At 64.6% G+C, this 22,657-nt stretch carries 25 protein-coding genes; 15 read left to right on the top strand and 10 right to left on the bottom strand.

Annotation, left to right across the window (positions count from 1 at the left end; translation table 11 throughout):
* Positions 1–12 precede the first annotated feature (12 nt).
* Positions 13–693, bottom strand: a complete 681-nt coding sequence (locus AB1384_00555) for an acyltransferase (GenBank protein MEW6552762.1) — start codon at positions 691–693, stop codon at positions 13–15.
* Between the two features lie 177 nt (positions 694–870).
* Positions 871–1,782 carry a methyltransferase domain-containing protein gene (locus AB1384_00550; protein MEW6552761.1) on the bottom strand — a complete coding sequence of 304 codons (912 nt, stop codon included), beginning with the start codon at positions 1,780–1,782 and terminating at the stop codon, positions 871–873.
* Positions 1,783–1,902: 120 nt separating this feature from the next.
* Between AB1384_00550 and AB1384_00545 the strand changes: the two genes are divergently transcribed.
* Genes AB1384_00545 through AB1384_00525 form a run of 5 tightly spaced genes read left to right on the top strand, consistent with a single transcriptional unit; the run spans position 1,903 to position 5,382 of the window.
* Entirely contained in the window at positions 1,903–2,343 is a 441-nt protein-coding gene (locus tag AB1384_00545; protein ID MEW6552760.1) for a NusG domain II-containing protein, read from the top strand.
* Entirely contained in the window at positions 2,327–2,893 is a 567-nt protein-coding gene (locus AB1384_00540) for a Gx transporter family protein (GenBank protein MEW6552759.1), read from the top strand. The genes AB1384_00545 and AB1384_00540 overlap by 17 nt, the downstream gene beginning before the upstream one ends.
* Before the next feature lie 28 nt (positions 2,894–2,921).
* Entirely contained in the window at positions 2,922–3,746 is an 825-nt protein-coding gene (locus tag AB1384_00535; protein ID MEW6552758.1) for an ATP-binding cassette domain-containing protein, read from the top strand.
* Positions 3,731–4,585 carry an ATP-binding cassette domain-containing protein gene (locus tag AB1384_00530; GenBank protein ID MEW6552757.1) on the top strand — a complete coding sequence of 285 codons (855 nt, stop codon included), beginning with the start codon at positions 3,731–3,733 and terminating at the stop codon, positions 4,583–4,585. Before AB1384_00535 ends, AB1384_00530 begins: the two co-directional genes overlap by 16 nt.
* On the top strand, positions 4,582–5,382 hold the full coding sequence (locus tag AB1384_00525) for an energy-coupling factor transporter transmembrane component T (GenBank protein ID MEW6552756.1): 801 nt from the start codon (positions 4,582–4,584) through the stop codon (positions 5,380–5,382). Before AB1384_00530 ends, AB1384_00525 begins: the two co-directional genes overlap by 4 nt.
* Here the strand turns inward: AB1384_00525 and AB1384_00520 are convergent.
* Positions 5,379–6,032 carry a DUF4234 domain-containing protein gene (locus AB1384_00520; GenBank protein ID MEW6552755.1) on the bottom strand — a complete coding sequence of 218 codons (654 nt, stop codon included), beginning with the start codon at positions 6,030–6,032 and terminating at the stop codon, positions 5,379–5,381. The genes AB1384_00525 and AB1384_00520 overlap by 4 nt on opposite strands.
* A gap of 40 nt (positions 6,033–6,072) precedes the next feature.
* Positions 6,073–6,543 (bottom strand): DUF2752 domain-containing protein, encoded by a 471-nt coding sequence (locus AB1384_00515; protein MEW6552754.1) that lies wholly within the window; start codon positions 6,541–6,543, stop codon positions 6,073–6,075.
* 133 nt (positions 6,544–6,676) lie between these two features.
* Between AB1384_00515 and AB1384_00510 the strand changes: the two genes are divergently transcribed.
* Complete coding sequence (locus AB1384_00510) at positions 6,677–7,018, top strand: prepilin-type N-terminal cleavage/methylation domain-containing protein (protein MEW6552753.1); 342 nt, start codon at positions 6,677–6,679, stop codon at positions 7,016–7,018.
* Positions 7,019–7,044: 26 nt separating this feature from the next.
* Positions 7,045–7,836 (top strand): GGDEF domain-containing protein, encoded by a 792-nt coding sequence (locus AB1384_00505; protein MEW6552752.1) that lies wholly within the window; start codon positions 7,045–7,047, stop codon positions 7,834–7,836.
* Here AB1384_00505 and AB1384_00500 read toward each other — a convergent pair whose 3' ends face one another.
* On the bottom strand, positions 7,837–8,286 hold the full coding sequence (locus tag AB1384_00500; GenBank protein MEW6552751.1) for a SoxR reducing system RseC family protein: 450 nt from the start codon (positions 8,284–8,286) through the stop codon (positions 7,837–7,839).
* 177 nt (positions 8,287–8,463) lie between these two features.
* Between AB1384_00500 and rsxC the strand changes: the two genes are divergently transcribed.
* From rsxC to AB1384_00470, 6 genes are read left to right on the top strand one after another with little or no spacing between them, the layout of a single operon-like run.
* Positions 8,464–9,864 (top strand): electron transport complex subunit RsxC, encoded by a 1,401-nt coding sequence (gene rsxC / locus AB1384_00495; protein MEW6552750.1) that lies wholly within the window; start codon positions 8,464–8,466, stop codon positions 9,862–9,864.
* Positions 9,854–10,915: an RnfABCDGE type electron transport complex subunit D gene (locus AB1384_00490; GenBank protein MEW6552749.1), complete on the top strand. Its 1,062-nt coding sequence runs from the start codon at positions 9,854–9,856 to the stop codon at positions 10,913–10,915. Before rsxC ends, AB1384_00490 begins: the two co-directional genes overlap by 11 nt.
* Positions 10,912–11,466, top strand: coding sequence for an FMN-binding protein (locus AB1384_00485; protein ID MEW6552748.1), 555 nt, complete (start codon positions 10,912–10,914; stop codon positions 11,464–11,466). The genes AB1384_00490 and AB1384_00485 overlap by 4 nt, the downstream gene beginning before the upstream one ends.
* Positions 11,467–11,485: 19 nt before the next feature.
* On the top strand, positions 11,486–12,121 hold the full coding sequence (gene rsxE / locus AB1384_00480; GenBank protein MEW6552747.1) for an electron transport complex subunit RsxE: 636 nt from the start codon (positions 11,486–11,488) through the stop codon (positions 12,119–12,121).
* Positions 12,118–12,741: an Rnf-Nqr domain containing protein gene (locus tag AB1384_00475; GenBank protein ID MEW6552746.1), complete on the top strand. Its 624-nt coding sequence runs from the start codon at positions 12,118–12,120 to the stop codon at positions 12,739–12,741. Before rsxE ends, AB1384_00475 begins: the two co-directional genes overlap by 4 nt.
* Before the next feature lie 10 nt (positions 12,742–12,751).
* Positions 12,752–13,654, top strand: coding sequence for an RnfABCDGE type electron transport complex subunit B (locus tag AB1384_00470; GenBank protein ID MEW6552745.1), 903 nt, complete (start codon positions 12,752–12,754; stop codon positions 13,652–13,654).
* Positions 13,655–13,750: 96 nt separating this feature from the next.
* Here the strand turns inward: AB1384_00470 and AB1384_00465 are convergent, their stop codons facing one another.
* Complete coding sequence (locus AB1384_00465; protein MEW6552744.1) at positions 13,751–15,019, bottom strand: hypothetical protein; 1,269 nt, start codon at positions 15,017–15,019, stop codon at positions 13,751–13,753.
* 91 nt (positions 15,020–15,110) lie between these two features.
* Between AB1384_00465 and AB1384_00460 the strand changes: the two genes are divergently transcribed.
* Positions 15,111–16,196: an NAD(P)-binding protein gene (locus tag AB1384_00460; protein ID MEW6552743.1), complete on the top strand. Its 1,086-nt coding sequence runs from the start codon at positions 15,111–15,113 to the stop codon at positions 16,194–16,196.
* A gap of 122 nt (positions 16,197–16,318) precedes the next feature.
* Here AB1384_00460 and AB1384_00455 read toward each other — a convergent pair whose 3' ends face one another.
* The 4 genes from AB1384_00455 to AB1384_00440 form a co-directional block, all read right to left on the bottom strand.
* Positions 16,319–17,119, bottom strand: coding sequence for a hypothetical protein (locus tag AB1384_00455; protein MEW6552742.1), 801 nt, complete (start codon positions 17,117–17,119; stop codon positions 16,319–16,321).
* A 14-nt stretch (positions 17,120–17,133) separates the two neighbouring features.
* Positions 17,134–18,084, bottom strand: a complete 951-nt coding sequence (locus tag AB1384_00450; protein MEW6552741.1) for a glycyl-radical enzyme activating protein — start codon at positions 18,082–18,084, stop codon at positions 17,134–17,136.
* Positions 18,074–20,473, bottom strand: a complete 2,400-nt coding sequence (locus tag AB1384_00445; GenBank protein MEW6552740.1) for a pyruvate formate lyase family protein — start codon at positions 20,471–20,473, stop codon at positions 18,074–18,076. The genes AB1384_00450 and AB1384_00445 overlap by 11 nt, the downstream gene beginning before the upstream one ends.
* Positions 20,474–20,596: 123 nt before the next feature.
* A complete protein-coding gene (locus AB1384_00440) occupies positions 20,597–21,673 on the bottom strand; it encodes an acyl-CoA dehydrogenase family protein (GenBank protein ID MEW6552739.1) in 1,077 nt (358 codons plus the stop codon).
* Positions 21,674–21,901: 228 nt separating this feature from the next.
* Between AB1384_00440 and AB1384_00435 the strand changes: the two genes are divergently transcribed.
* Entirely contained in the window at positions 21,902–22,657 is a 756-nt protein-coding gene (locus tag AB1384_00435) for a hypothetical protein (protein ID MEW6552738.1), read from the top strand.

Raw genomic sequence — 22,657 nt, 5'->3', positions numbered from 1 at the left:
CTCACTCCCAAACTATGTAACGGGACGCGGTCTCCACCCCAGCACCCTGGCAGGCACGCCGCCCACCACGGCATAGGGAGGCACGTCGCGGTTTACCAGGCTCATGGCCCCGATCACGGAACCCCGGCCCACGGTGACCCCGCGCAGGATGGATGCCTTCTCGCCCACCCATATATCTCCCTCGAGCCGGATGGGCTTTTTGGTGATGCCCTGGGAGCGGATGGCGATTACCGGATCCCAGTAGTTGTGGTCGAAATCCACGATATACACGGAGTCCGCGAAGAGGCATTCCGGACCGATATAGACCCCGGCGTAGCAGTTTACGGTGTTGTCGGTGCCGAAGATGGTGTTGTCGCCGACATATAGCTCGCCCTCGTGGCAGCGCAAAGCGTTGTTGGTGCCGATCCACACCCAGCGACCGATGCGGATGGTGGCCCCTTTTTTCACCACCACCTGGTAGCGGCGCGGCAGGAAGATAAACCCCTCCGTCTTCACCCGCGGGTGCAGGACCTTGAAGCGGAGGAACCTGTAGAGCCAGCGCCAGTAGCGAGGGCCGTACATGCGCCTCTTGCGCACGAAGCGGACGGTGCTAACCACCCAGGCCCAGCCGCGCGGTCTTTCCCTGGGAGTGCCGTATGCCGGTCCGGCCCCCTTTTCGACTTCCCGCAGGGCTTCGACCATCCCGTTCTTCATCATCGCCCTTCCATCCAGGCCAGCGCCGCCGCCGGTAACGGCCGGGCATCGCGACGCTTTATCTGCCGGCCTCTCTTTCCGCTGACCGCCGCGCCATTTTCCTCCCGGCAAGCCGGACGGAGACATGACGATGCGGGGAGCCGGCTGTCCCGCTTATACCATCGCGCACGAACAGCCTTATTTTTCCAGGTAAACGATGAGATTGTAAAACCAGCCGCGCGGCAGGTACGGGTAGAGCTTCTGGTCCCAGGCCCGCACGCGCTTGTAGGTGTTATACGCTCCCCACCGCCAACGGTCGGTGATGTTCTCCTCGCTCACGCTGCCTTCCACGGTACGGATCATCCAGCCGATGAAGCTGGAGATGAGCTCCTCCGACTCGAAGCGCACGCGCGAGAACCCCGCCCTGCGGGCGCGGTCGCAGAGCTCGCTGGGGCGGAAATTGTGGATGTCCACCATGAACTCCAGCTCCTGCAGCTCGTGGTCTTCTAGTGAACCACAGGCGTCGTAACGTCGCAGCGTGATCTTCTTCTTGCCCAGGCGGCCGCCGAGGAGCGCGTACCAGCGCACCGCGAAGGAAGCCAGGGCCTTCGCGATCCTAGCCAGGCGGTGGCCGACCACCGTGGGCTCGCCCGCCACCACGCACCTGCCGCCGGGCTTGAGCACTCGCTGTATCTCCCGGAAAGACGCATCGAGGTCGGGCAGGTGGTGCAGGACGGCATGGCCTATGACCAGGTCGAAGGAGGCGTCATCGTATGGCAGTCTCTCGGCGTCCGCCTGCTGCAAGTGGACATCGATACCCAGATTGTCGGCGTTGTCCTGGCAGACGTCCAGCATGCCCTGGGAGATATCGCAGCCCCAGGCCTCGGTGAGCACGCCGGCCAGTCCCAGGTTGAGCATGGCATAGCCGGTCCCGCAACCGATCTCCATGACGCGGATATCGCGGGGAAACGGCTCCCCCAGCCCGAGCTCGAACTTGGAGAGAACGAACTCCGCCATGTCGTCATCGAAACGTATGGCCCACTTCTTGTCGTAATCGCGGCTGGTCTCGTCGTGGAAGACCAGGTTCGCTTCCTTGATATCCATAGCCATGATTATATGCACGGGGCACGCCGGTGGAAAGACCGCTCCGGACGGGCCGCACTTCTCGCCGCAGAACCTTACCCTTAATATATATTGAAAGGACGACGAGCGAGCCAGGAGGAGCATGGCATGGCGGCAGGCAGGGATACGGGCGTTTTCCCCGGGGTAGCGGCGGGGCGGCGGCCCGCGCCGGGGCGCTGGTGGGCCCCTGGTGACGTCATACTGGTGCTCGCCGTGATCGCGTTGAGCGTCTTCCTCATCGCGCAGGGCGTGGCCGGGGCCGGCACTGGTTCCCGCCTGGAGATAAGGGTGACCGCGGGCGGCAAGGAGGTCCTGACCCGCCCCCTGGACGGCGGCCCGGTAAGACTGACCGTCGAGGGTTTCAGCGGGGAGAGCTACCTGGAGGTCGCGGACGGCAGGGCACGCATGGTGGACTCCGCCTGCCCCGACAAGCTCTGCGTGAAGACGGGGTGGATATCCAGCCCCGGAGAGAGCATCGTCTGCCTCCCCAACCGGGTGGTTATCGAGGTGGTCAGCGGCGATGGAGGGCCGGATGTGGTCAACCAGTGACCTCCGCACGACGGGGCCCGTCTTTCCCCCCGCCGACCGTCGCGCCTACCTGGTGAGCCGCATCGGCCTGCTGGTGGCCCTGGGCCTGGTCCTGCAGATCATCGAGGGCACCATCCCTCCCGTCCTCCCCCTGCCCGGGGCCAAGCTGGGCCTGGCCAACCTGGCCACGGTCATCGCCCTGGTCACCTTGGGGCCGTGGGAGGCCCTGGTGGTCACGGTGCTGCGCTGCCTTCTGGGGGGACTGCTGCGGGGCAGCTTCATCGGTCTCACCCTCAGCCTCACTGCGGGGACGGCGGCCACCCTGGTCATGGCGGCCCTCTTCCGCCTCGGCCCCCGCACCCTCAGCCTAACCGGGGTGAGCATCGCGGGGGCGGTCACCCATAACGCGGTGCAGCTCGCGGTGGCCATGTGGCTGGTGGGTTTTCCGGGCCTTAAGTACTACCTCCCCTATCTGCTGCTCATAGCCCTGCCTACCGGCTTCTTCATCGGCCTGGCGGCGCGCAGGCTGGTCCTGTCCCTCGGCAGAGATGATTACGGGGGGGTGGTCTGAGCTGGAGGCGCCCACGGCTGTAGATGCGGTGGTATCCTGCAGGGAGGTCGCTTTCTCTTACCCGGGCCGGGAGGACACACCCGCGCTCGAGGACGTCTCCTTCGACATAAAGCAGGGCGAGTTCGTCGCGCTGGCGGGGCTCAACGGCTCCGGGAAGTCCACGCTGTGCCGGCTGCTCAACGCCCTCCTCCTGCCCACGCGGGGAAAGGTCTTCTCCTGCGGCCTCGACACCGCCCTGCCCGAGAACCTCGCCGGCATACGCAGCGGGGTGGGACTGGTCATGCAGAACCCCGACAACCAGATCGTAGGCCCAACGGTCGAGGACGACGTGGCCTTCGGCCCCGAGAACTTCGCACTGCCGCCGGAAGAGATTCACTCCCGCATCGATGAGTCCCTGCGGGCCATGGACCTCTCGGCACTGCGCGGACGCGAGCCCCATCTCCTCTCCGCCGGCGAGAAGAAACGCCTGGCGGTGGCGGCGGTGCTGGCCATGCGGCCCCGCGTCCTGGTCTCCGACGAGTCCACTTCCATGCTGGACCCGCCCACCCGCACCGAGACGCTGGCCCTCTACGCGGAGCTGCGTGAGAGGCTGGGCGTCGCCATCGTCCATGCCACCCACCATCCGGAGGAGGTCCTCGCGGCGGACCGCGTGCTACTGCTGTCGGACGGCCGCCTCGCATTCGCCGGTGACCCATACGACCTCTTCCGCGACGCCGGTCTCTGCCGGAAGTACGGGCTGCGCCCTCCTGCCCTTTACCTGCTGGCGCAGGAGATGGAGCGAAGGGGGCGCCCCCTGGGGCGCACGGCGCTGGGAGCTAAGGAGGTGGCGGACCGGCTATGGGCATCTCGCTGAACGGCGTCGGCTTCACCTACCTGCCCGGCACCCCCATGTCCAAGGAGGTGCTGAAGTCCATCGATATCGAGCTGCGGGAGGGGGAGGTGCTGTGCCTGGTGGGGAAGACGGGGGCGGGAAAGTCCACCCTCCTCTCCGTCATGTGCGGCATGCTGCGCCCCACTTGCGGAGCGGTCGCCCTGGACGGGGAGGTCATCTCCGACCGGGCCGGAATGAGCGCCCTGAGGACCGCCGCCGGCGTGGTGTTGCAGTATTCGGAGAAGCAGCTCTTCGCGGAGACGGTGGAGAAAGACGTGGCCTTCGGTCCGCGCAACCGCGGCCTGCACGGCGAGGAGCTGGCGACGGCGGTGCGCGAGGCGCTGATGCTGGTTGGGCTGGACCCCGGGGGGTATTCCCCGCGCTCCCCCTTCTCGCTCAGCGACGGCGAGATGCGCCGCTGCGCCCTTGCCGGGGTGCTGTCCATGCGCCCCCGCTACCTGCTCCTGGACGAGCCCTCTTCCGGCCTTGACCTGCCCGGCCGCGAGCTTCTCTACGGTGCCCTGGCGGAACAGCGCGAGCGAGGCGTGGGCGTCCTGGTGGTCACCCACGACTGGGAAGAGGTGGAGCTGCTGGCGGACCGGGTCGCCGTGCTCTCGGGCGGAGAGGTCCCGCTGCAGGGGGAGAAGGAGGAGGTGCTCACCGCCGTGGAGGAGCTGGAGGCGGCGGGGCTGCGGCCGCCCCCCCTGGTGGCGGTCCTCGCCGAGCTGCGCGGGCACGGCATCGACATCCCGGCCTGCCTCCCCTCTCCCGGGGAGGCCGCCGAAATCATCTGCCGTGCCCTTGGTGAGGCGCCGTCATGAGGGACCTCAACCGCATCAGCCTGGGGCAGCACTATCCCATCGCCTCCCCCGTCCACGACCTGGACGCGCGCGTCAAGACCGCCTGCGCCCTGGCCCTCATCATCGGGGCCTTCGTAACCGACAGCGCCGCGGGGGTGCTTGCCCTCTTCCTCGCCGCGCTGCTGGTGGTGCTCGCGGCCAAGCTCCCCCCGCTGCAGGTGCTGGCGGCCCTGCGTTCCGTCTTCATCCTGCTCTTGATCACCGCGCTGGCGCAACTCCTCTTCTCCCCCGGGCGCACGCTGTGGGAATTGGGGCCCATCACCATCACCAACACCGGGGTGCAGAATGGTATCCTCTATTCCCTGCGCCTGGCCATGGCGGTAATCGTCATGTGCGTGCTCACCATGACCACCAACCCGGTGGAGCTGCTGGTGGGGCTGGAAGGCCTCATGTCCCCTTTGCGCCCGCTGCGCTTCCCCGTGCAGGAGACTGCGATGATCCTCACCATGGCCCTGCGCTTCCTGCCGGTCATGCTCAGCCGCGCCGGCGAGATCGCACGGGTCCAGGAGGCACGCGGGGCCGATTTCTCCAGCGGCAGGTTGCTGCGGCGGGCGCGCTCGCTGCTCCCCCTGTTCGTGCCGCTCTTCGGCGGTTGCTTCCGCGACGCGGAGGAACTTGGAACGGCCCTCGCCTCTCGGGGGTACCGCGGGGGCAGGGGCCGTTCCCGTTATCGCGCCGGGCACTTCGGGGCCGGCGAGCTGGTCGCGCTGCTGGCGGTAACCGCGGCCATAGCGCTCGCGGTATGGCTGCCGGTCTAGCGCAGGGCCGTGAGGAGGAAGTCCTCCCAGGGCACCTGGGCCAGGAAATGCTCGTTGAAGTCCTTGATCATCACGTACATCCAGTAGATGCCGTATATGCCGCAGGTGATTATGGAGAGCAGCAGGAAGGTCACGAACTCCCTCTGAGGGACGGTGGGGACCGCCTGGCCTGCCTGTCCCGCCAGTCCCAGTTTGGCCAGGGCTCCGCTCATCACGGTGAAGAACTGCGCCTCCACCACGTCGTGTTCCACGTAGTCCTTCATGAGCAGGTAGTAGATGATGAAGTAGCCGATGCCGGTAAAGATGCAGATGAGCAGCCAGATCGCCGCTCCCCTCTCCGCCGACATGGTGGCCATCCTCATGCGTATCTGTTCCAGCTGTGCGAGCTCGGCCGCGATGGCGCCCTCCCTCCCCTGCGCCCTGGCCTTTAGCTGGGCAATGGAGGCGTCCGCCACTGCCGCCATGCGCTGGAAATGCTCGTCCCTCCTCTGCACCAGCTTGTAGAGGATGTATAAGCCGTAGATGCCGCAGGTGATGATGGAGAGAATAATCGCCGTGCCCGGGTCGGTGATGAAGTCGGTGCTGGCCCTGGCCGCGACGTTGTACTCCAGCGCCGTGCCGGCCTGCACGGGGTACTGGGCTCCCTCCATGCCGCCTCCTTTCGCTCTCTTTCCCCCGTGGGGACCATACTTACAGGTTGTTCCCGAAGAATACCAGGCGGGCGATCCAGGCCGCCGACAGCAGAACCAGCGTGCCACAGCCGATGTATCTCCACGCCCGTTTGCCGGGGCGGGGCAGAAAGCGGCGGGACAGCACGGATTCCGCTGCCATTGTCAGGCCGACCGCCAGGGCCAGGAAGAACAGGGGCGGGCCCAGGAGGTGGAACCTGAAGGCCTCTCCCATGCGCCCGTGGGCGGTGGCTGCAAGACTGCGGGTCATGCCACAGAGAAGGCAGGGGATGCCGGTAAGGCGGTGGAAGAGGCAGGGGGGCATCAGCGACCCCGCCAGGCCCTCCACGTAAGGATAGACGAAAGCGCCCGCGACCAGGAGAAGAGCGGCCGCGAGGAATTCAGTCTCGCGGGAGAACCCCCTGCCGCGCCAGGGTGTCGCCGCTGAAGCCTGCAGTACCGCCTGTCCGCTTTCCTTCTCGCCTGTCGCCATGCCACCTTCCTCCCGTACCTTCCTCGACTAATTATACCCCGGCAGGGGACTGTTTCCTTTTAAATGCCCGCTGTCAAGTATTGTACGCCGGGGGCCGATTGCGGAGATATAAGGCGACTGCGTGGAGGTGCTCATGGCGCGGTTTGGCAGGCTGGGGCGGGACGAAGGTTTTACGCTGATGGAACTGATGATGGTCATCGCCATCATCGGGGTCCTGGTCGGCATCGCAGTCGCCTCCTACGCCATCTCGGTGAGCACCAGCAAGAAGACGGCCTGCAAGGCCAACCTCAGGACCGTCGAGGAGCAGATAGTCGTCTACCACACCCACCACGATGCGTATCCCCCCACGCTGCAGGACCTTGTCCCCGACCTTATCGAGAACGATGGTTCCCTGTACTGCCCGGAATCGGGGGAAGCGTACCTTTACGACGACTCCAGCGGCGACGTGTCCTGTCCTTATCATAAGGACTTGTGACGGAGAGGACGGGAGGGAGACACTATATGAAATACGCGAGGTTCGAACGCATAGTGGTCCTGGTCATCACCATCGCCATCGCGGTGATGGCCGCGGCGATGCTGGTGCAGAAGACGGACGGAGTCGAGGTCTTCGGCCACGTATTGATGCTCGTGGTTATCGTGTGCAGCCTCTACTGGGGCAAACGCGGTGCCCTGATAAGCTTCAGCGCCTGCTTCCTCTCCTACGCCGCCGCCCGCCTCATCTGGGTCGGCGACTTCGGCTACGGTACCGCGGTCCAGCTCATCGTCGCGAAGTTCCTCGTCTACGGCATCCTGGCCCTGCTCTGTTCCTACATGCGCACCCAGTTCAGATACTTTTTCGTGAAGCTGGAACGCCAGGACCTCATCGACGATGAGACCCAGATCGGCAACGAGCGCTTTCTCGTCCAGGAGCTGACCTCCCGCATCGACGAGAACGACCGCTATGCCATACCCTTCTCTCTACTGGAGTTCTCCCTCGACGAAGATTTCGTCAGCGGCATGCGGAGCAAGGGCGTGAGCGTCATGCGCGACCTCAGCACCTCCGTGCTCAAGAGCGATACCCGCTCCGTGGACGAACTCGCCCGGGCCAAGAGCGACTTCATGGTCATCCTGCCCAGCGTGGGCAGGGCAGGAGCGGAGGTCTGCGGAAGACGCCTGGAGGAGAAGATGCGCAAGTACCTGGAGCACAACAGCGGCGATGCGGACGCCGCGACCCTCCTGAGCGTGTCCATCTTCGAGTACCCCGAGGACAAGGCCGAGGTCGACGCGATCCTCGGGCGGTATGAGGTCGATTGATCAAAGGACGTAGCCTTGTCCGTCGCTATCCTCGGTCGGGGCTAACACCTCGACGATAACGGGGGACAACCCCAGGCGGTCCGCGAGCTTGGCCCCCACCCAGAGAGAGACCAGGCCGCAGAGTACGGCCGCCACGGTGCCTGCCGCCGTGCCGTCTCCCCCGCTGGCCAGGGAGAAGACGGCAGCCACGGCGAAATAGGCCGCCGCCATCACCAGCAGCGGCAGCCCGAACACGGTGAGGTAGGAGAAAGCGAGCCTGTGCGAGGGCACCTTGAGCAACACCTCGTCGCCGACGCTGACGCCCAGCCGGTCCACGGCGCTGAACTCCATGGTGTGTTCGCGGTCGCGCGCGAGCAAGCCGCAGCCGCCGCACTCGGCGCAGTTCACCCGCGCCACGCGCACCAGCGCCCGCTTGCCTTCCTTCTCCATGACCCTGGCCCGACAGTCCATGCCTTAAGTCTACTCCACTATAACGGGTTCCATTGAATATCTTTTCGGATATCCATGATTTATTTTTCGAATCTCCTGGACATTCCTGCTGAACAGGGTATATATTCTTACTGGTTTTCGTGGGCCTAAAGTCGTAGAATGTGTGAATGCATCCGCCGCTGAACAGAAGGCACGGGAATGAGTATCGCAACGCGGCTGTTCGACAGGGTGAGGGGCGGCGTACACCCCCCTACTTATAAGGACCTCACCGCCACCGAGCCCATCCGGGAGGCACAAGCCCCATCCACGGTCGTGATCCCCATGCGTCAGCATGTCGGAGCCCCCTGCACGCCGGTGGTGAAGAAAGGGAGCGAGGTCCGGGTGGGGACGCTCATCGGCGATTCCGAGGCCTACGTCTCCGCCCCCATCCACTCCAGCGTGTCCGGAAAGGTCATCCAGGTGGCGCCCCAGGCCCACCCGGCCGGCGGAGACGTGCTCGCGGTGATCATCGAGAGCGACGGAGAGTACCGGCCTGAGCCGGCCCTGTCCGTGCCGGAGCCATGGGAGAACCTGGAGCCCAGGGAGATACACCGTGCCGTCCGCGACGCCGGCATTGTCGGCCTGGGGGGAGCGGCCTTCCCCACCCACGTGAAGCTCAATCCCCCGCACGACTATCCCATCGACACCGTCATCCTCAACGGGGCCGAGTGCGAGCCCTTCCTCACCTCCGACTACCGCCTCATGCTGGAACAGCCGGAGGCGGTGCTCGAGGGCCTGCTCGTCATCATGAAGGCGGTGGGCGCGCCCAGGGGCATCGTCGCTATCGAGGACAACAAGCCCCAGGCCATAAAGTCGATGTCCGCCGTGACCCGGGGCGGGGGTATCGAGGTGTCCTCCCTGAAGACCAGGTACCCGCAGGGGGCCGAGAAAGTCCTCATCGACAGCCTGCTCAAGCGGGAAGTGCCCTCCGGGGGCCTGCCCATGCACGTGGGGGTGGTGGTGCAGAACGTTGGGACGGCCCACGCCATCGCCAGGTATTTCTCCACCGGTATGCCGCTGGTGAAGCGGGTGGTCACGGTGACCGGCTCCATCGTGCGCGAACCGTCGAACCTCATGGTCCCCATCGGGACCTCTTTCGCCGCCGCCGCCGAGGCATGCGGCGGCTTCACCGAGCCCCCCGGCAAGGTGCTCATGGGGGGACCCATGATGGGGCTTGCCCAGTACACCCTGGAGGTGCCAGTGATCAAGGGCACGTCGGGCATCCTGGCTCTCTCCCTGAAGGAGACGGCCTATATCGTCCCCGGCGAGCCCGTGTGCATACGCTGCGGGCGCTGTGTCGACGCCTGCCCCATGGGCCTCATCCCCACCTACCTGGCCGCCTATGCCTACAACGAGAAGTGGGACTCCCTGCAGCGCCTGAACATCCAGGACTGCTTCGAGTGCGGCTGCTGCGCCTATGCCTGCCCCACCAGGAACCCCCTGGTGCAGCTGATCAAGACCGGCAAGGTGGAACTGGCGCGCCGTAAGACGCGCATGGAGAGCCGCGCGGCCGAACTGGCCGCGGCGGCCCCGGGCGAGGAGGGCGGAAATGGAGAATAACCTCATCGTCTCCGCCTCTCCCCACATCAGGGCCAGCGTGAGCACGCGCAGGATCATGCTGCACGTCGTCGTGGCCCTGCTGCCCGTCACCGTCTACAGCGTGGTCATCCACGGGCTCTCCGCGGTCTGGGTGCTCATCGCTTCCATCGCCGGGGCCCTCCTAGGCGAGCTGGTCATGGAGAAGGGACGCCGCCTGCCGGTGACCCTGGACGACTGCAGCGCCCTGCTCACCGGCCTTCTGCTGGCCCTGACCCTGCCCCCTATGCTGCCATGGTGGATCGCCCTGGTCGGTGGACTGGCGGCCACCATCCTTGGCAAGCAGATGTTCGGGGGCATCGGCCACAACCTCTTCAACCCCGCCCTGGTGGGTCGCGCGGTGGTCTTCGTCTCCTGGCCCGGTTACTTCGTGGCCGGTTACGCCAAGTCGGCCGCCATCGGCATCGCCAACACCGCGTCACACAAGGCGATCCAGACGGCGGTGGAAGTCGCCAGCGGTGCCAGCCCCCTTGCCGCCATGAAACTGGTGTATGACCCCACCACCAGCCCCACCGGCCTGCGCGGGGTACCCCAGGGGTTGGCCGGGTCCTCTTATTACAGGCCGCTGCTCTTCGCCAACCCCTGGGGTTGCCTGGGAGAGGTCTCGGCCCTGCTGCTCATCTTGGGCGGCATCTACCTGGTGGCCACGCGGGTCATCGACTGGCGCATCCCCGTCATCTATGTGGGGTCCGTGGTCGTGCTCACGATCGTCATCGGACGTGATCCCCTCTTCTATATGCTGGCAGGGGGATTGCTCATCGGGGCCATCTTCATGGCCACCGATTACACCACCAGCCCCCTGGCGCGCAACGGCAAAGTCGTATACGCCCTGGGCCTGGGGCTGGTGACCTGGCTGCTGCGCGGCTGGTCAAACAACCCCGAGGGCGTGATGTTCGCCATCCTCTTCATGAACGCCCTGGTGCCCCTCATAGACCGTTATATCCTCCCGAGCCGATACGGCAAGGTGAAGGAGAAGAAGGGGGAGAAAGAGGCCGGGGAGGTGGTGCCTGGATGATGAAGTCCCTCCTCAACCTGGGCTCCCGGCTCATGCTCGTCTGCCTGGTCGCCGCCGTCGGGCTCGGGTTCACCTATTCCCTGGTAGAGGAGAACATCGCCGAACAGGAACTGAAGAAGCGCGCGGAGGCGGCCACGGTGGTCCTGGAGCCCATCGGCGCCACCCCCCAGGAGTCCCCCGAGCTCACCGCTGAGCTGCAGGGAGACTTCCCGGACCTCATCAGCGTGTTCGAGGGCATGGATGAAGACGGCGAGGTCATCGGATACGCCTTCGTGCTCAAGAGCAAGGGATACAACTTCATCACCATGGCGGTGGGGGTGGACGCGGAGGGGAAGGTCACGGGTATAGAGGTGATAACCAACGAGGAGACGCCGGGGCTGGGTGCGCCCGCTGCCGAGAACCCCGATTTCCTGGGGCAGTTCACGGGCAAGGGCCCGGAACCCCTGGTGCTCAAGCAGGACATCGACGGGGTGACCAGCGCCACCTACACCTCGCGGGGCATCACCAACGGGGTGAACATGGCCCTGGAGATGTGGGAGTCGCTGCAATGACGGCGGAGGCGTGATGATGATGGAGAAGAAACGGACCAATTTCGGCGAGTTCATCAAGGGGTTCATCCGCGTCAACCCCCTGCTGGTGCTCATGGTGGGCCTCTGTTCCGCCCTGGCCATCTCCACCCGGGTTGAGAGCTGCATCTTCATGGGGCTGGCGGTGATCTTCGTGCTCACCTGCTCCAACGTCATCATCTCCCTCATCCGCAAGCTAATCCCCGACCAGATCCGCATCCCCATCTATATCGTGGTCATCGCATCCTTCGTGACCATCGTGGACCTCACCCTCAAGACCATGCCCGCCATCTACGAGCGCCTGGGGGTATGGATACCGCTAATCGTGGTCAACTGCATCATCCTGGCGCGGGCCGAGGGCTACGCCTCCGACGCCAGGGTGTCCCACGCCTTCATGGACGGCCTGGGCATCGGGCTGGGCTACACCTGCGTCCTGCTGATCATGAGCGTCTTCCGGGAGCTCTTCGGCACGGGTGAGATCGTGATGTTCAACACCACCATCGTCAGCCTCGGCAGCAAGAGCATGCCGACCATCCTCATCCTTTTTCCGGGGGCATTCATCACCTTCGCCATGCTCCTGGCTCTGCTGCAGTGGCACCAGCAGCGCAAGAAGCCGGAGGCAAAGGAGGGACCGGAATGAACGAGGCCTGGAGGTTCTTCCTCCTTTTCTTCGGCGCCGCCATCGTAGCCAACATCCTGCTCATCCGCTTCATCGCCCTCTGCCCCTTCTTCGGGGTCTCGAACAGCCTGGAAACCTCCCTGGGTATGAGCATCTCGGTCATCTTCGTCATGGTCATGGCCACCTCGGTGAGCTGGGTGGCCTGGAACTACGTCCTGGAGCCGCTAGGGGTGGGGGAGTTCCTCTACATCCCCACCTTCATCCTCATCATCGCCAGCCTGGTGCAGTTCGTGGAGATGGTGATCAAGAAGACCAGCCCGCCCCTCTACCGCGCCATGGGCATCTACCTGCCCCTCATCACCACCAACTGCGCGGTGCTGGCCGCGGCCACGGAGAGCGTGAAGCCGGGGTTCTTCACCAAGCTCAATATCCCCTACAATTACGGGTTCCTGGAATCCGTGGTCTATACCCTGGGCGTGGCGGTGGGGTTCTCCCTGGTGCTGATCATATTCGCCGCCCTGCGCGAGCGGCTGGACATGGCGCCGGTGCCCAAATTCTTCCGGGGCGTGCCCATCGCCTTCGTCGCCGCCGCCCTCTTCTCCCTGGCCTTCATGGGCTTCGCCGGCATGTTCGGACTGTGAGGAGCTGCTGATGGACTGGTCACTGGTGTGGAAAGCGGCCATCGCCCTGGCGGGCTTCGGCGCGCTCCTGGGCGCCATCCTGGCCATCGCCTACACGCGTTTCTACGTGGAGGTCGACCCGCGCGTTGAGGAAGTGCTGGATGCCCTACCCGGCTCCAACTGCGGCGCCTGCGGCCTGCCGGGTTGCGAACCGGCGGCCGAAGCCGTGGTCAAGGGGGCCGCACCGGTGGATATCTGCCGGGCCGGGGGGCCGGACACAGCCGCCCAAGTGGCGAGGATCATGGGGGTAGAGCTGGAATATGCCGTTCCCATGAAGGCCCACATCCACTGCCGTGGCGGCGCGACCCTTTCCCCCATCCGGGCCATCTACCAGGGGGTCAACTCCTGCCGGGCCGCGGAGACGGCCGCGGGAGGGGGCAAGGCCTGCCCCTTCGGCTGCCTGTGCCTGGAGGACTGCGCCAGGGTCTGCCCGGTGAGCGCCATCACCTTCGACGAGGACTGTATCCGCCGCGTCAACGTAAAGAAGTGCACCGGCTGCGGCCTTTGCGCCGACGTCTGCCCCCGCGACCTCATCGAGATGATCCCCGCGGACGCCACCGTCTTCGTCCGCTGCAAGTCGCAGTACACCGGCAAGAAGGCCCTGAGCGTCTGCAAGGTGGCGTGCATCGGGTGCAAGCGGTGCGAGAAGGCCTGCCCCGAGGACGCCATCCACGTGGAGAACGGCTTCGCCGCCATAGACTACGACAAGTGCACGAACTGCGGCGAGTGCGCCATGGTCTGCCCCACCGACACCATCCAGGTGTGGGTGTCGGACGCGTCCCACCCCGAGGGAGGCGAGTTCGTGGTCCCCGCGGACAAGAAAAAACGCGGCGCCTCCGTGGAGGAAGAGGAGTCCGCAGGCAAGGCCGGATAAACGGCCTCAGCCAGAGAGCAGCGACGCCATATGCTATCGGTCCCGGTCCTGAAAACCGCCAAGGTGCACCCTCAGCTCCCACATGCAGCGCGGATATCAATCCCCCCGTAACCAGCCCAGGGTGGGACCCAGGAAGGGATATCTCTCCGGCAGCGCCGTGAAGTCCGGCCCGCGCAGGGCCCCGCGCTCCCTGGCCCAGGGGAGCAGGTTGTCATAGGCGATCTCCACCCCCGGGGGAGAGGCCAGGCCGAGCTGCCCCTCCAGGGAAGACACCAGCCGCATCACGAACCCCTCGAAGAGGGCCCGGGTCTCTTCGGCGTCCCCTGCCAGCTCGCCGGGGAGATAGATCCCCATGAGGCGCGGCGCCCGCAGGATGACGATGACGGGGTCGTAGACCAGGGCGTAGAACTTGCGCCTGAAGCGGGTGACGTGGAAACCGCTCTGGGGCAGGTAACACCCCATCTCCTCGCGCCCGCCGCGCGGGCAGGGCGGGAAGACCTTTTCCACCTCGGACCGTACCGCCTCCTCCAGCACCTCCACCGTCCTGTCCCAGGCCTCACCCGCGTCCAGGGAGAGCTCGCAGAAGAGCGACCCGCGCAGCGGAGGGTCGGCATCGAGGGTCTCCACCTCGATGGGGTGCAGGAAACAGGTGAGCCCCCGGGCGGAATAGGCATCGTAGGACTTGTCCCCCAGGCCGGCCAGACGGTAAGCGGAATCGTGGTCCATGCGCAGCACGCGGGCCCGAAACCGCACCTTTCCCCGCAACGCCTGTGAAGGCGGCGGCAGAAGAAGGGGCAGGCGCATGAAGTCGCGCGTAAACACGTCGCGCACGTGGGCGGGGAAGTCGGGGCGGTCGAACGCCGTCTTGTCCGGCTGATAGAGGAAGGCGATGCTTGAGCCGTCGGCCAGCGGGGGCATTACGCTCACGGGCAGGTAGTGCGGTGAGGCCGCGGGGGGGCTCTCACCCCGCCGCAGGGCGGCCCTCATCTCCCCCAGGACATAGGCGGGATAGAAAGCGCGGGGCTGGTAGATCGCGGTGAAGTGACTGGCCACCGCCTCCCCCTCCACCTCGTCGCCGGCGCGGATGGATTCCGCCAGGATGCCCGCCTTGATGCCCGCCACGTCCATCCCGGAGAACGCCTTGTTCCTGCCCCTCGATTCCAGGGCCCGCCGGTGCTCGGAGAGGGCGAAGCAGAAGGAGAACTTCGATATCTCCTCCGCCAGCCTTCTCTCCTCCCGTTGCCGCGGGACCTGGTAGCGCTCTTCCTCCAAAGTCTCTTCCTCTCCGCAGGGTCTCTGCTCCACCGCGTCCATTATATCGTCAACACCGTCGGGGGGCGTTGCCGCCCGCCAGGCCGTGTTCATAAAATGCGCCCGTGGTTTCCGGAAAAAATGGTACTATATGTTCGGCACTCGAACGGAAGCCTGGGAGGGGGCGACCGGAAGGAGGACTAAGTTGTCGCGGAACGGAGAGGTAACCATCTACGGGGCGGGCATGTCCGGCCTCATCGCCGCCATCGACCTGGCGAAGCACGGCTACGGCGTGGTGGTGCACGACCGCGAGAAGGGGTTCGGAGGCGACTCCGTCTATAACCCCTCCACCCACACCACCGGCATCGACGTGGAGCGCACGTCGCAGTACCTGGACATCGACATCTCGCCCGCCTTTCACCCCCTGCGGCGGTGCCCCTTCTACTTCCACGATACGGTGTTAAACCCGCCCCTGGAAGTCATGGACATGTACACGGTGGAACGCGGCAACCGGCCCACCAGCCTGGATTCCCTCCTCTACACACAGGCGCAGGGCCTGGGGGTGCGCTTCGAGTTCGACTCGCCCCTGCGCAAGGAGGACCTGGGCGGTCTGCCGGAGAACACCATCATCGCCTGCGGGCTCACGCCCAGCGCATACGAGATGCTGGACATCCCCTACCTGCGCTGGTACGGCTGGATCTCGCGCGGTGAGATCGGCTTCAGCGACATCTCCTGGATATGGGTGGACGAGGTCATCAGCGAGTACGGTTACCTGAGCAGCTGCAACAACTACTACTTCAACCTGCTCTTCTCCATCCGACACATCGACCGCGCGGCCCTGGAGAAGTACAAGGAATTCATGGTGCGCCGCGAGGGCGTGGAGCACGACAACTGGGATTACGTCTCCGGCGCGGTGCCCCTGGCCAGCCCGGACAACCCGCGCCTCTTCCATAACGGCAGCATCATGTGCGGCACCATCAGCGGCGCCATGGACCCCTTCTTCTGGTTCGGTATCCTGGGTGCCCTGGTGACCGGCAAGGTGGCCGCCATGGCCGTGTACGACCGTGCCGGTGCGGTGAAGGATTTCGAGCGCTTCAACCGCGGCTACCGCCTGGGCTATCTCTTCAAGAACAACGTCTGGTACAAGATGCGGCCTCATGTGGGCCTGATGGAGCGGCAGATACGGCTGGCGGGACCGCAGCGCCTCACCAGGATCATCGAGATGGCCTTGAAGCGGGGCTCCAAGTTCCCCTTCAACCTGCCGGGCTTCAGCCAGCTCGGCAATTATTAGGGTCAGGTCTTGGATCTTGGATACCGCGGTATATCAACGGTTTTCACCTGATTAATGCCTCTGTACGCAGCACTTTTGCAGCATATTCCATATTATGGAATCCAAAATCCAAGACCTGACCCCTAGACGGTGGGGATGAGGTCGCCGGCCAGGGGCGGCATGGCGTTGTATACCTCGTTCACCCGGAAGAGCAGGGCGCTGGAGTTGAGCGGCGCCAATTCCCCCTTGACCTTGTAGCTCTTGACGTCGAAGGTGAGCACGCACAGCGCGGCCGGACAGGGCACCCGCACCTGAGCCAGCTCGCGGTTGTACTTCGTCATCTGCAACACGAAGGCGCCCTTGCCCGCGGCGGCGGCGGCCATCACCGGATAGATGCGCGGATAGCCGTCGTCTCCCACCACCGCCAGGGCCTTGACCGAGGTGAGCCGGGTGAACTTCTCCTTGACCATAGCGGGCACGGCCGCTTTCCCGCCTCCATCCTTCGCGCGGTGCATGCGGGCGCGCAGGAAATCGAAGGGGACCGCGAGCATGGAAGCGCCTCCCGCCGGAGATACATCGCGTACGTCGATGACCCCCGCCGACCTCATGCCGGAGTACGCGTTGTAGCGCATGAGGTTGGAGGCGTCCAGGGCTTCCTTGTAGGGACCCGTCTTCTCGAACCCCACGAAGTCGCCGGTGAGGGTGGCCATGCGCAGCTTCTGATTGACCACCGCGGCGGCCACGTGGGAGTTGCCCTCCAGGTACTCCTTGCTCTTCCACATCAGGAACTCCCCGAAGATGAGGCGGTCCCTGCGGCCATCGGGCGGTGGCTGCAGGGTGACGATGAGCGCCACGTTGGGTCTTCCCTCGGAATCGACGGTCGCCAGGAACTTGGCTGCCATCTCCTCCGCGAACAGGTCGCTTACCTCCTGCGGAAGTTCCATCCCCCGACCTCCCTCTAAGTCTTGGCCCTCGCGGTGGCCCCGGACCAGCGTACCACGCTCACTCCCTCGTCCTCCGCCGCCTCCGTCAATGCTACCATCTTCTCCTCCGCTAGCAAGCCCTCCCCCGCCAGGGGGAAGGCCATGCCCAGGCGGGCGTACTTGGCCTCACAGGTGTTGTTGAAGGCCAGCAGGTCATACCGCTCCACAACCGGCAGGTCCTCCCGGATGAAGCGGGCCACGGCACGCACGTTCTCCTCCGCGTCGGTGTAACCGGGTATCACCGGCGTGCGCACCCACATGGGCACGCCCTTCGCGGCTATGAGGCGCGCGCTCTCGAGCACGCGCTCGAGGGGGATGCCGGTGTGCTCGCTGTGCGCCACCGCATCCATGGTCTTGAGGTCGAAGAGGACCAGGTCCGCCAGGTCGACCAGGGGCCCCAGCCGGTCCCATCCCACGCCTCCACAGGTGTCCAGCGCCAGGTGTACTCCCGTCTCCTTGAGGATCTCCATGAGCGCCAGGGAGAACTCGAACTGCAGAGCCGGCTCTCCCCCGGACAGGGTCACCCCGCCCCCCGACTTCTCGTAGAAGACCATGTCACGCAGGGCCTCGGCGGCCACGTCATCGACACTCCTCTCCCTGCCGATGACCTCGAGGGCGGCGGCGGGACAGGCGTCGGCGCACTTGCCGCAGGCGTCGCAGAGGCCACGGTCTATGATCATCCCTTGCGGGGTGAGGGTCAGTGCGTCCATGGGACAGGCCGCGAGGCAGTCCCGGGCCCCGATGCAACGCACGTCGTACCAGACCAGTTCCGGCCGGATAGAAAGCCCTTCAGGGTTGTGGCACCAGGGGCAGCGCATCGGGCAACCCTTCAGGAACACGGTGCTGCGTATACCCGGCCCGTCTTCGGTTGAGTAGCGCTGCAGGTTGAAGACGGTGCCGCGCACGGAGTCGCGCTTAGAGGTCATGTGACTCCCTGGCGATGATCTCGTCCTGCATCTCCTTGCCCAGCATCACGAAGTAGGCGTTGTAACCCGTCACCCTCACCAGCAGGTTGCGGTACTCGTCCGGCCTGCGCTGCGCCTCACGCAGGGTCTCGGGGTCGATGACGTTGATCTGCAGCGCGGTGCCGCCCTTCTCCCCGTAGGCCCGCAGGAAGGCCATGAGCTTGGAGACGTGCTCCGAGTCCCGCAACAGGGATGGGCTGAAGCTCATGGTGTGCGAGGAGCCGTTGGGCGCCGTCTCCAGCCCCATCTTGCCCACCGAGAGGATCTCGGCCGTGGGGCCGTGGCGGTCCGCGCCGTCCACCGGCCCGATGGCGTTGGAGAGGAAGGTGCCCTTCTTCCTACCGTCCGGGGTGGCGGCCGTGAAGGGAGCGAAGGCGATCCAGTAGTTCCAGGAGAGATAACCGGCGCGGTAACGCCTGCCGGTAGCGGGAGAGACGTGCCCAGTGACGGCGCGCGTCCAGGCCTGCGAGAGGTCGCGCGCCACCTCGTCGGCGTAGTCGTCGTCGTTGCCGTACTTGGGCGCCTTGTTGATGAGGGTATGGCGCAGGGGCTCGAACCCCTCATAGTCCTCGTGCAGGGCTTTTACCAGGTCCGACATGGCTACCTTGCCATCCTCATACACCAGTTTCTTCACCGCCGCCAGGGAATCGGCCGCGGTGGCGAAGGCCACTCCCTCCACGGTGATGTAGCCATGGCGGGCGCCGCCCTGGGTCACGTCCCTGCCCTTCTCGGCACAGCCGCCCACCAGGGTGGAGAGGTAGGGCGTGGGCTCGAAGGCGGCCCGGATGCGGTCGGCCTCGTCGCTGATGGCCAGCATGTGGCCGATGAGTGCTTTTAGCTGGGTATCGAAGGCGGCCTTGAACTCCTCCCAGGAAGCGAAGTCCTCGGGCTTCCCGGTGTCGGGCCCCAGGCGCTTACCGGTGGCCGCGTCGCGGCCGCGGTTGAAGACCAGTTCCACCGCCTTGGCCAAGTTGAAGTTGACGTCCACCGTGCCCGAGCGGTCATCGCCCTGCAGGGTGTTCTCCAGGCACCCCACCGGCGCATAATCCCACAAGCGGTCCTCGGGCAGGCCCTGCCAGGCCAGGCCGCGGATGGAGCTCTCGTCGAAGTTCATGAGGAAGGGCGATCCCTGTGCCTCGGAAACCATCTCCGCCACCCGGCGCAGCAACGGCTCGGGGGTGCCGGCGTGCAGCCTGATGTTGGGTTTGGGCTCGAGCATGTTCATGTCCTCGATGACGTCGAGGATGAGCCAGGTAAGGCGGTTGGAAGCGTCGTTGCCCTCGGCATCGATGCCCCCGATGGTGACCAGCTGACCGAAGCCGGAGTTGATCCCCTGGTTGGTCATGACGCGGCACTGAAAATCGTAGGCGTAGTTGTGCTTGATCCAGTAGCACTCGAGCAGCTCCCTTGCCCACGCCTCGTCGATCCTGCCCGAGTCCATGTCTGCCTCGAAGTACGGGTTCAGGTACTGGTCGATACGGCCATGGGACAGCCCCGCGCCGGGATACGATTCCGCCGCCATGATCAGCATGTGGGTGAGCCACAGCGATTGCAGCGCCTCGTGGAAGGTCTCGGCGGGCTCCCATGGCACCTTGCGGCAGATACGGGCTATCTCGCGCAGCTCCTCTGCGCGCGCCGCGTCCTCTTCAACGGCGGCCAGCCTCTCGGCCTCATCGGCATAGCGCGCAGCCACGCCGCGGGCGGCCTCGCAGCAGACCATGAGGGCGCGCAGGAAGTCTTTCTTCTCCGGGTCCGTGGTCTCCGCCTCGAGGCGCTCGTGCTCCGCGTATATGCCCGCGAAACCCTCCCGCAGTACGCGGGGGTAATCCGGGATGAGATGGCCGGGGACCGCCCCGGCGTTGCCGATGCCCAGCTCGTTTATCTCCGCCCCCTTCTTCCACCAGCGGTCCACGTCCCTGGACCAGCGCTTGCTCTCCCTGCGGTCGTGGCATTTGGAGAGAGCGGTGTTGAAATGACCTCCAACTATGAGTTCCCCCTCCAGGATCTGCACCGGGAGATATCCCTCGCAGACCTCCTTGAAGAAGAGGGCGCGGCGCATGACCAGCGACTGGTCCCAGAAACCCCGTGGCAGTACCACCTCGCGCGCCATCACCCGCAGCGACTCCGAGAAGGCGCCCATGAACGGCACCAGCTCCGGGATGATGCCCCAGTTCACGGGCGACCACACCACGTCCCAGTCCGTGCCGGTGGTGAAGGGCATGACCTCGTTGCGGAAATAGGGGCGGTCCGCGATGTGGTAGTACTCCTCGCGCAACCTGCTCACGCGCGGCGAGAGCCTGTCCGAAGCGTTCCAGATCTCCTGGGGCTTTATGACCTCGGTGTCCCTCATCTTCTCACCCACCTCCCAGCTACCGGACCTTATCCGATCCGGCACTCTCCCGCGTTGATATATCAACTAAATACTAAGTTGCTAACACGCTCCGCGTGAATGATCCCCGTCACCGCTCCATATCTAGAGGATCTTCTGGAACTGCCAGTCCAGCAGGGAGCTGCCCACCTCCAGCAGGCGCAGGTCCCTATCCATGGCAGCGGTGATCTCGTCCACCTTCAGCCCGGCATCGCGGACGATGACGCGTATGGAGTAGACCCAATCCGAAAGGGCCTTGCCGAAGAAGAGCAGCAGCTCCATACGCTCCCTGCCGTTCTCGGTCTCCCCGAAGGTCAGCTCCAGCAGGCGTCCGCTCAGAACCCGGTAGGCGGTCAGCTCCACTTTTCTCTGGGCCAGGAGCACCCTCAGGTCCGGCGAAATATCCGCCGGTTCCAGGCTGGAGACCAGCAGGTGATGCCAGCGCTCCATATAAGAGATGATAACGGGGATGAGCACCGCTCTCTCCCAGAGGAAGAGGGAGCGGGAAATGCGCTCGTGTCCCCAACCTTCCTGCCCGATCATTTGGTCCTCGGGTACCCTCGCCCCGTCCAGGATGACTTTGCCGTGTGGCGAAGTCTGGAGATAGCCCAGCTCGATCTCCTCTACTTCTATCCCCTGTGCCCGTTCCACCAGGAATGCGGAGAGGCCTTCCTTGCCCGCATCCGGAGCGGTGGAGGCGATGACCAGGAAGACATCCGCCACCGGCGCATTGGTCACCGGCCCTTTGGCCCCCTGCATCCTGTATCCGTCGCGTTCTTTCACCGCCGTGGCGGTCATGCGCGAGGGGTTCCCGCCGCTTCCGGGCTCCGATATGGCGGCCGCCCCGATGCGTTCGCCGCGGCAGATGGAGGGCAGGAAACGTTCCTTGAGGGCGCGGGAGCCGAAGACCTGCAGGGGATAGGCGCAGAGCATGACGTGGTCCACGAGGCTCAGGGCGAGACCGAGGTCGAGTCCTTCCCCGGCCAGCAGGGCCACGCTTTCCACGAAATCCGCAATCTCTCCTCCCCCACCGCCGTATTCCTTGTCGATGATGAGGCCGACGAATCCGAGGTCGGCCAGGTCCCTCCACAGGGAACGGTCGAACCTGTCCTTGCCGCTCCTGGCATCAATGGTTGATAATACGTTGTTGCGCGCGAAAGTGCGCAGTTCCTTAGCGTTCATGTCAGCCCACCTTTCGCGTATATTCTCTTCGCCGCTTTTACACAATTCGCTGTTTCAACAGGTCATTCCCATCATATCCCCAGGGATTGGATGACCGCAATTAAGCAAAGCGCATGCCGTGATCTATTGATCATCTATAGCGTAATAAAAACGCCGGATGATAGATGGTGTCACCCTTTTGAAAAGGCTATAATCCAGTCAGAAAGATGGTACTCGATGGGGTGAAATATGGGGTTGAGGCCTCTATTGTCATTAGCGTTAATTGTCATATTTATTGCCACGCCGCTTCTTGCTTCGTGTCAGCCGCAGGAGCTCGACGCCAAACAGATACTGGAGAGGACCAGGGAGGCGGTGGAGGACATAGGCTCATACCGTGAAATAGTCTACTACCATGAGACCTCAGCCTCGGAGGATATCCGGTCTATACGGATCATAGAATGTGATGACTTGAACACCACCGAACGCATATATATTAAGAATGCGCAGATGGATACCTTCATGCTATCAACCGAGAAAGTGTCCTGCGATAACCTCATGTACACCAGGGACCTGCTTGCGGATGGCACGTGGAGGGCAGGGGCCCGTGATGCGAGGGGGGTCATGCATCCATCACGCAGGCTTTCGCAGATCGTGGATAGCTTCTTGATGAGTGCCGAGATCGATTGCCTTGCCGCAGAACAGCTGCAAGGCACAGACGTATACCGCCTTCATCTCGTCCCCATGCATTCCGGCTTCTTTCAAACGGACGGCGAGATCTCTAGCAAGGATCTTTGGATAAACAAGGATACCTTCTACCCGGTCCGCCTCGAGATGCTGGTAACGTACCCGTATAGACAAGGGAGAGAGGTCAAAGACATATCCATGATAAACGAGTACTTCGCTATAGTTCCCCATCTGATCCCGTCCGTCCTGCCGGGACAGCGGCGTCCTGTCGTTGCGGTCACCGTCATGCGTGGACTGACGGCCCACTCGAGCAGAGCATGA

This window comes from Actinomycetota bacterium (assembly GCA_040757835.1).
Classification (GTDB): Bacteria; Actinomycetota; Geothermincolia; order Geothermincolales; family RBG-13-55-18; genus SURF-21.
This window is presented reverse-complemented; position numbering and strand designations above follow the sequence as displayed.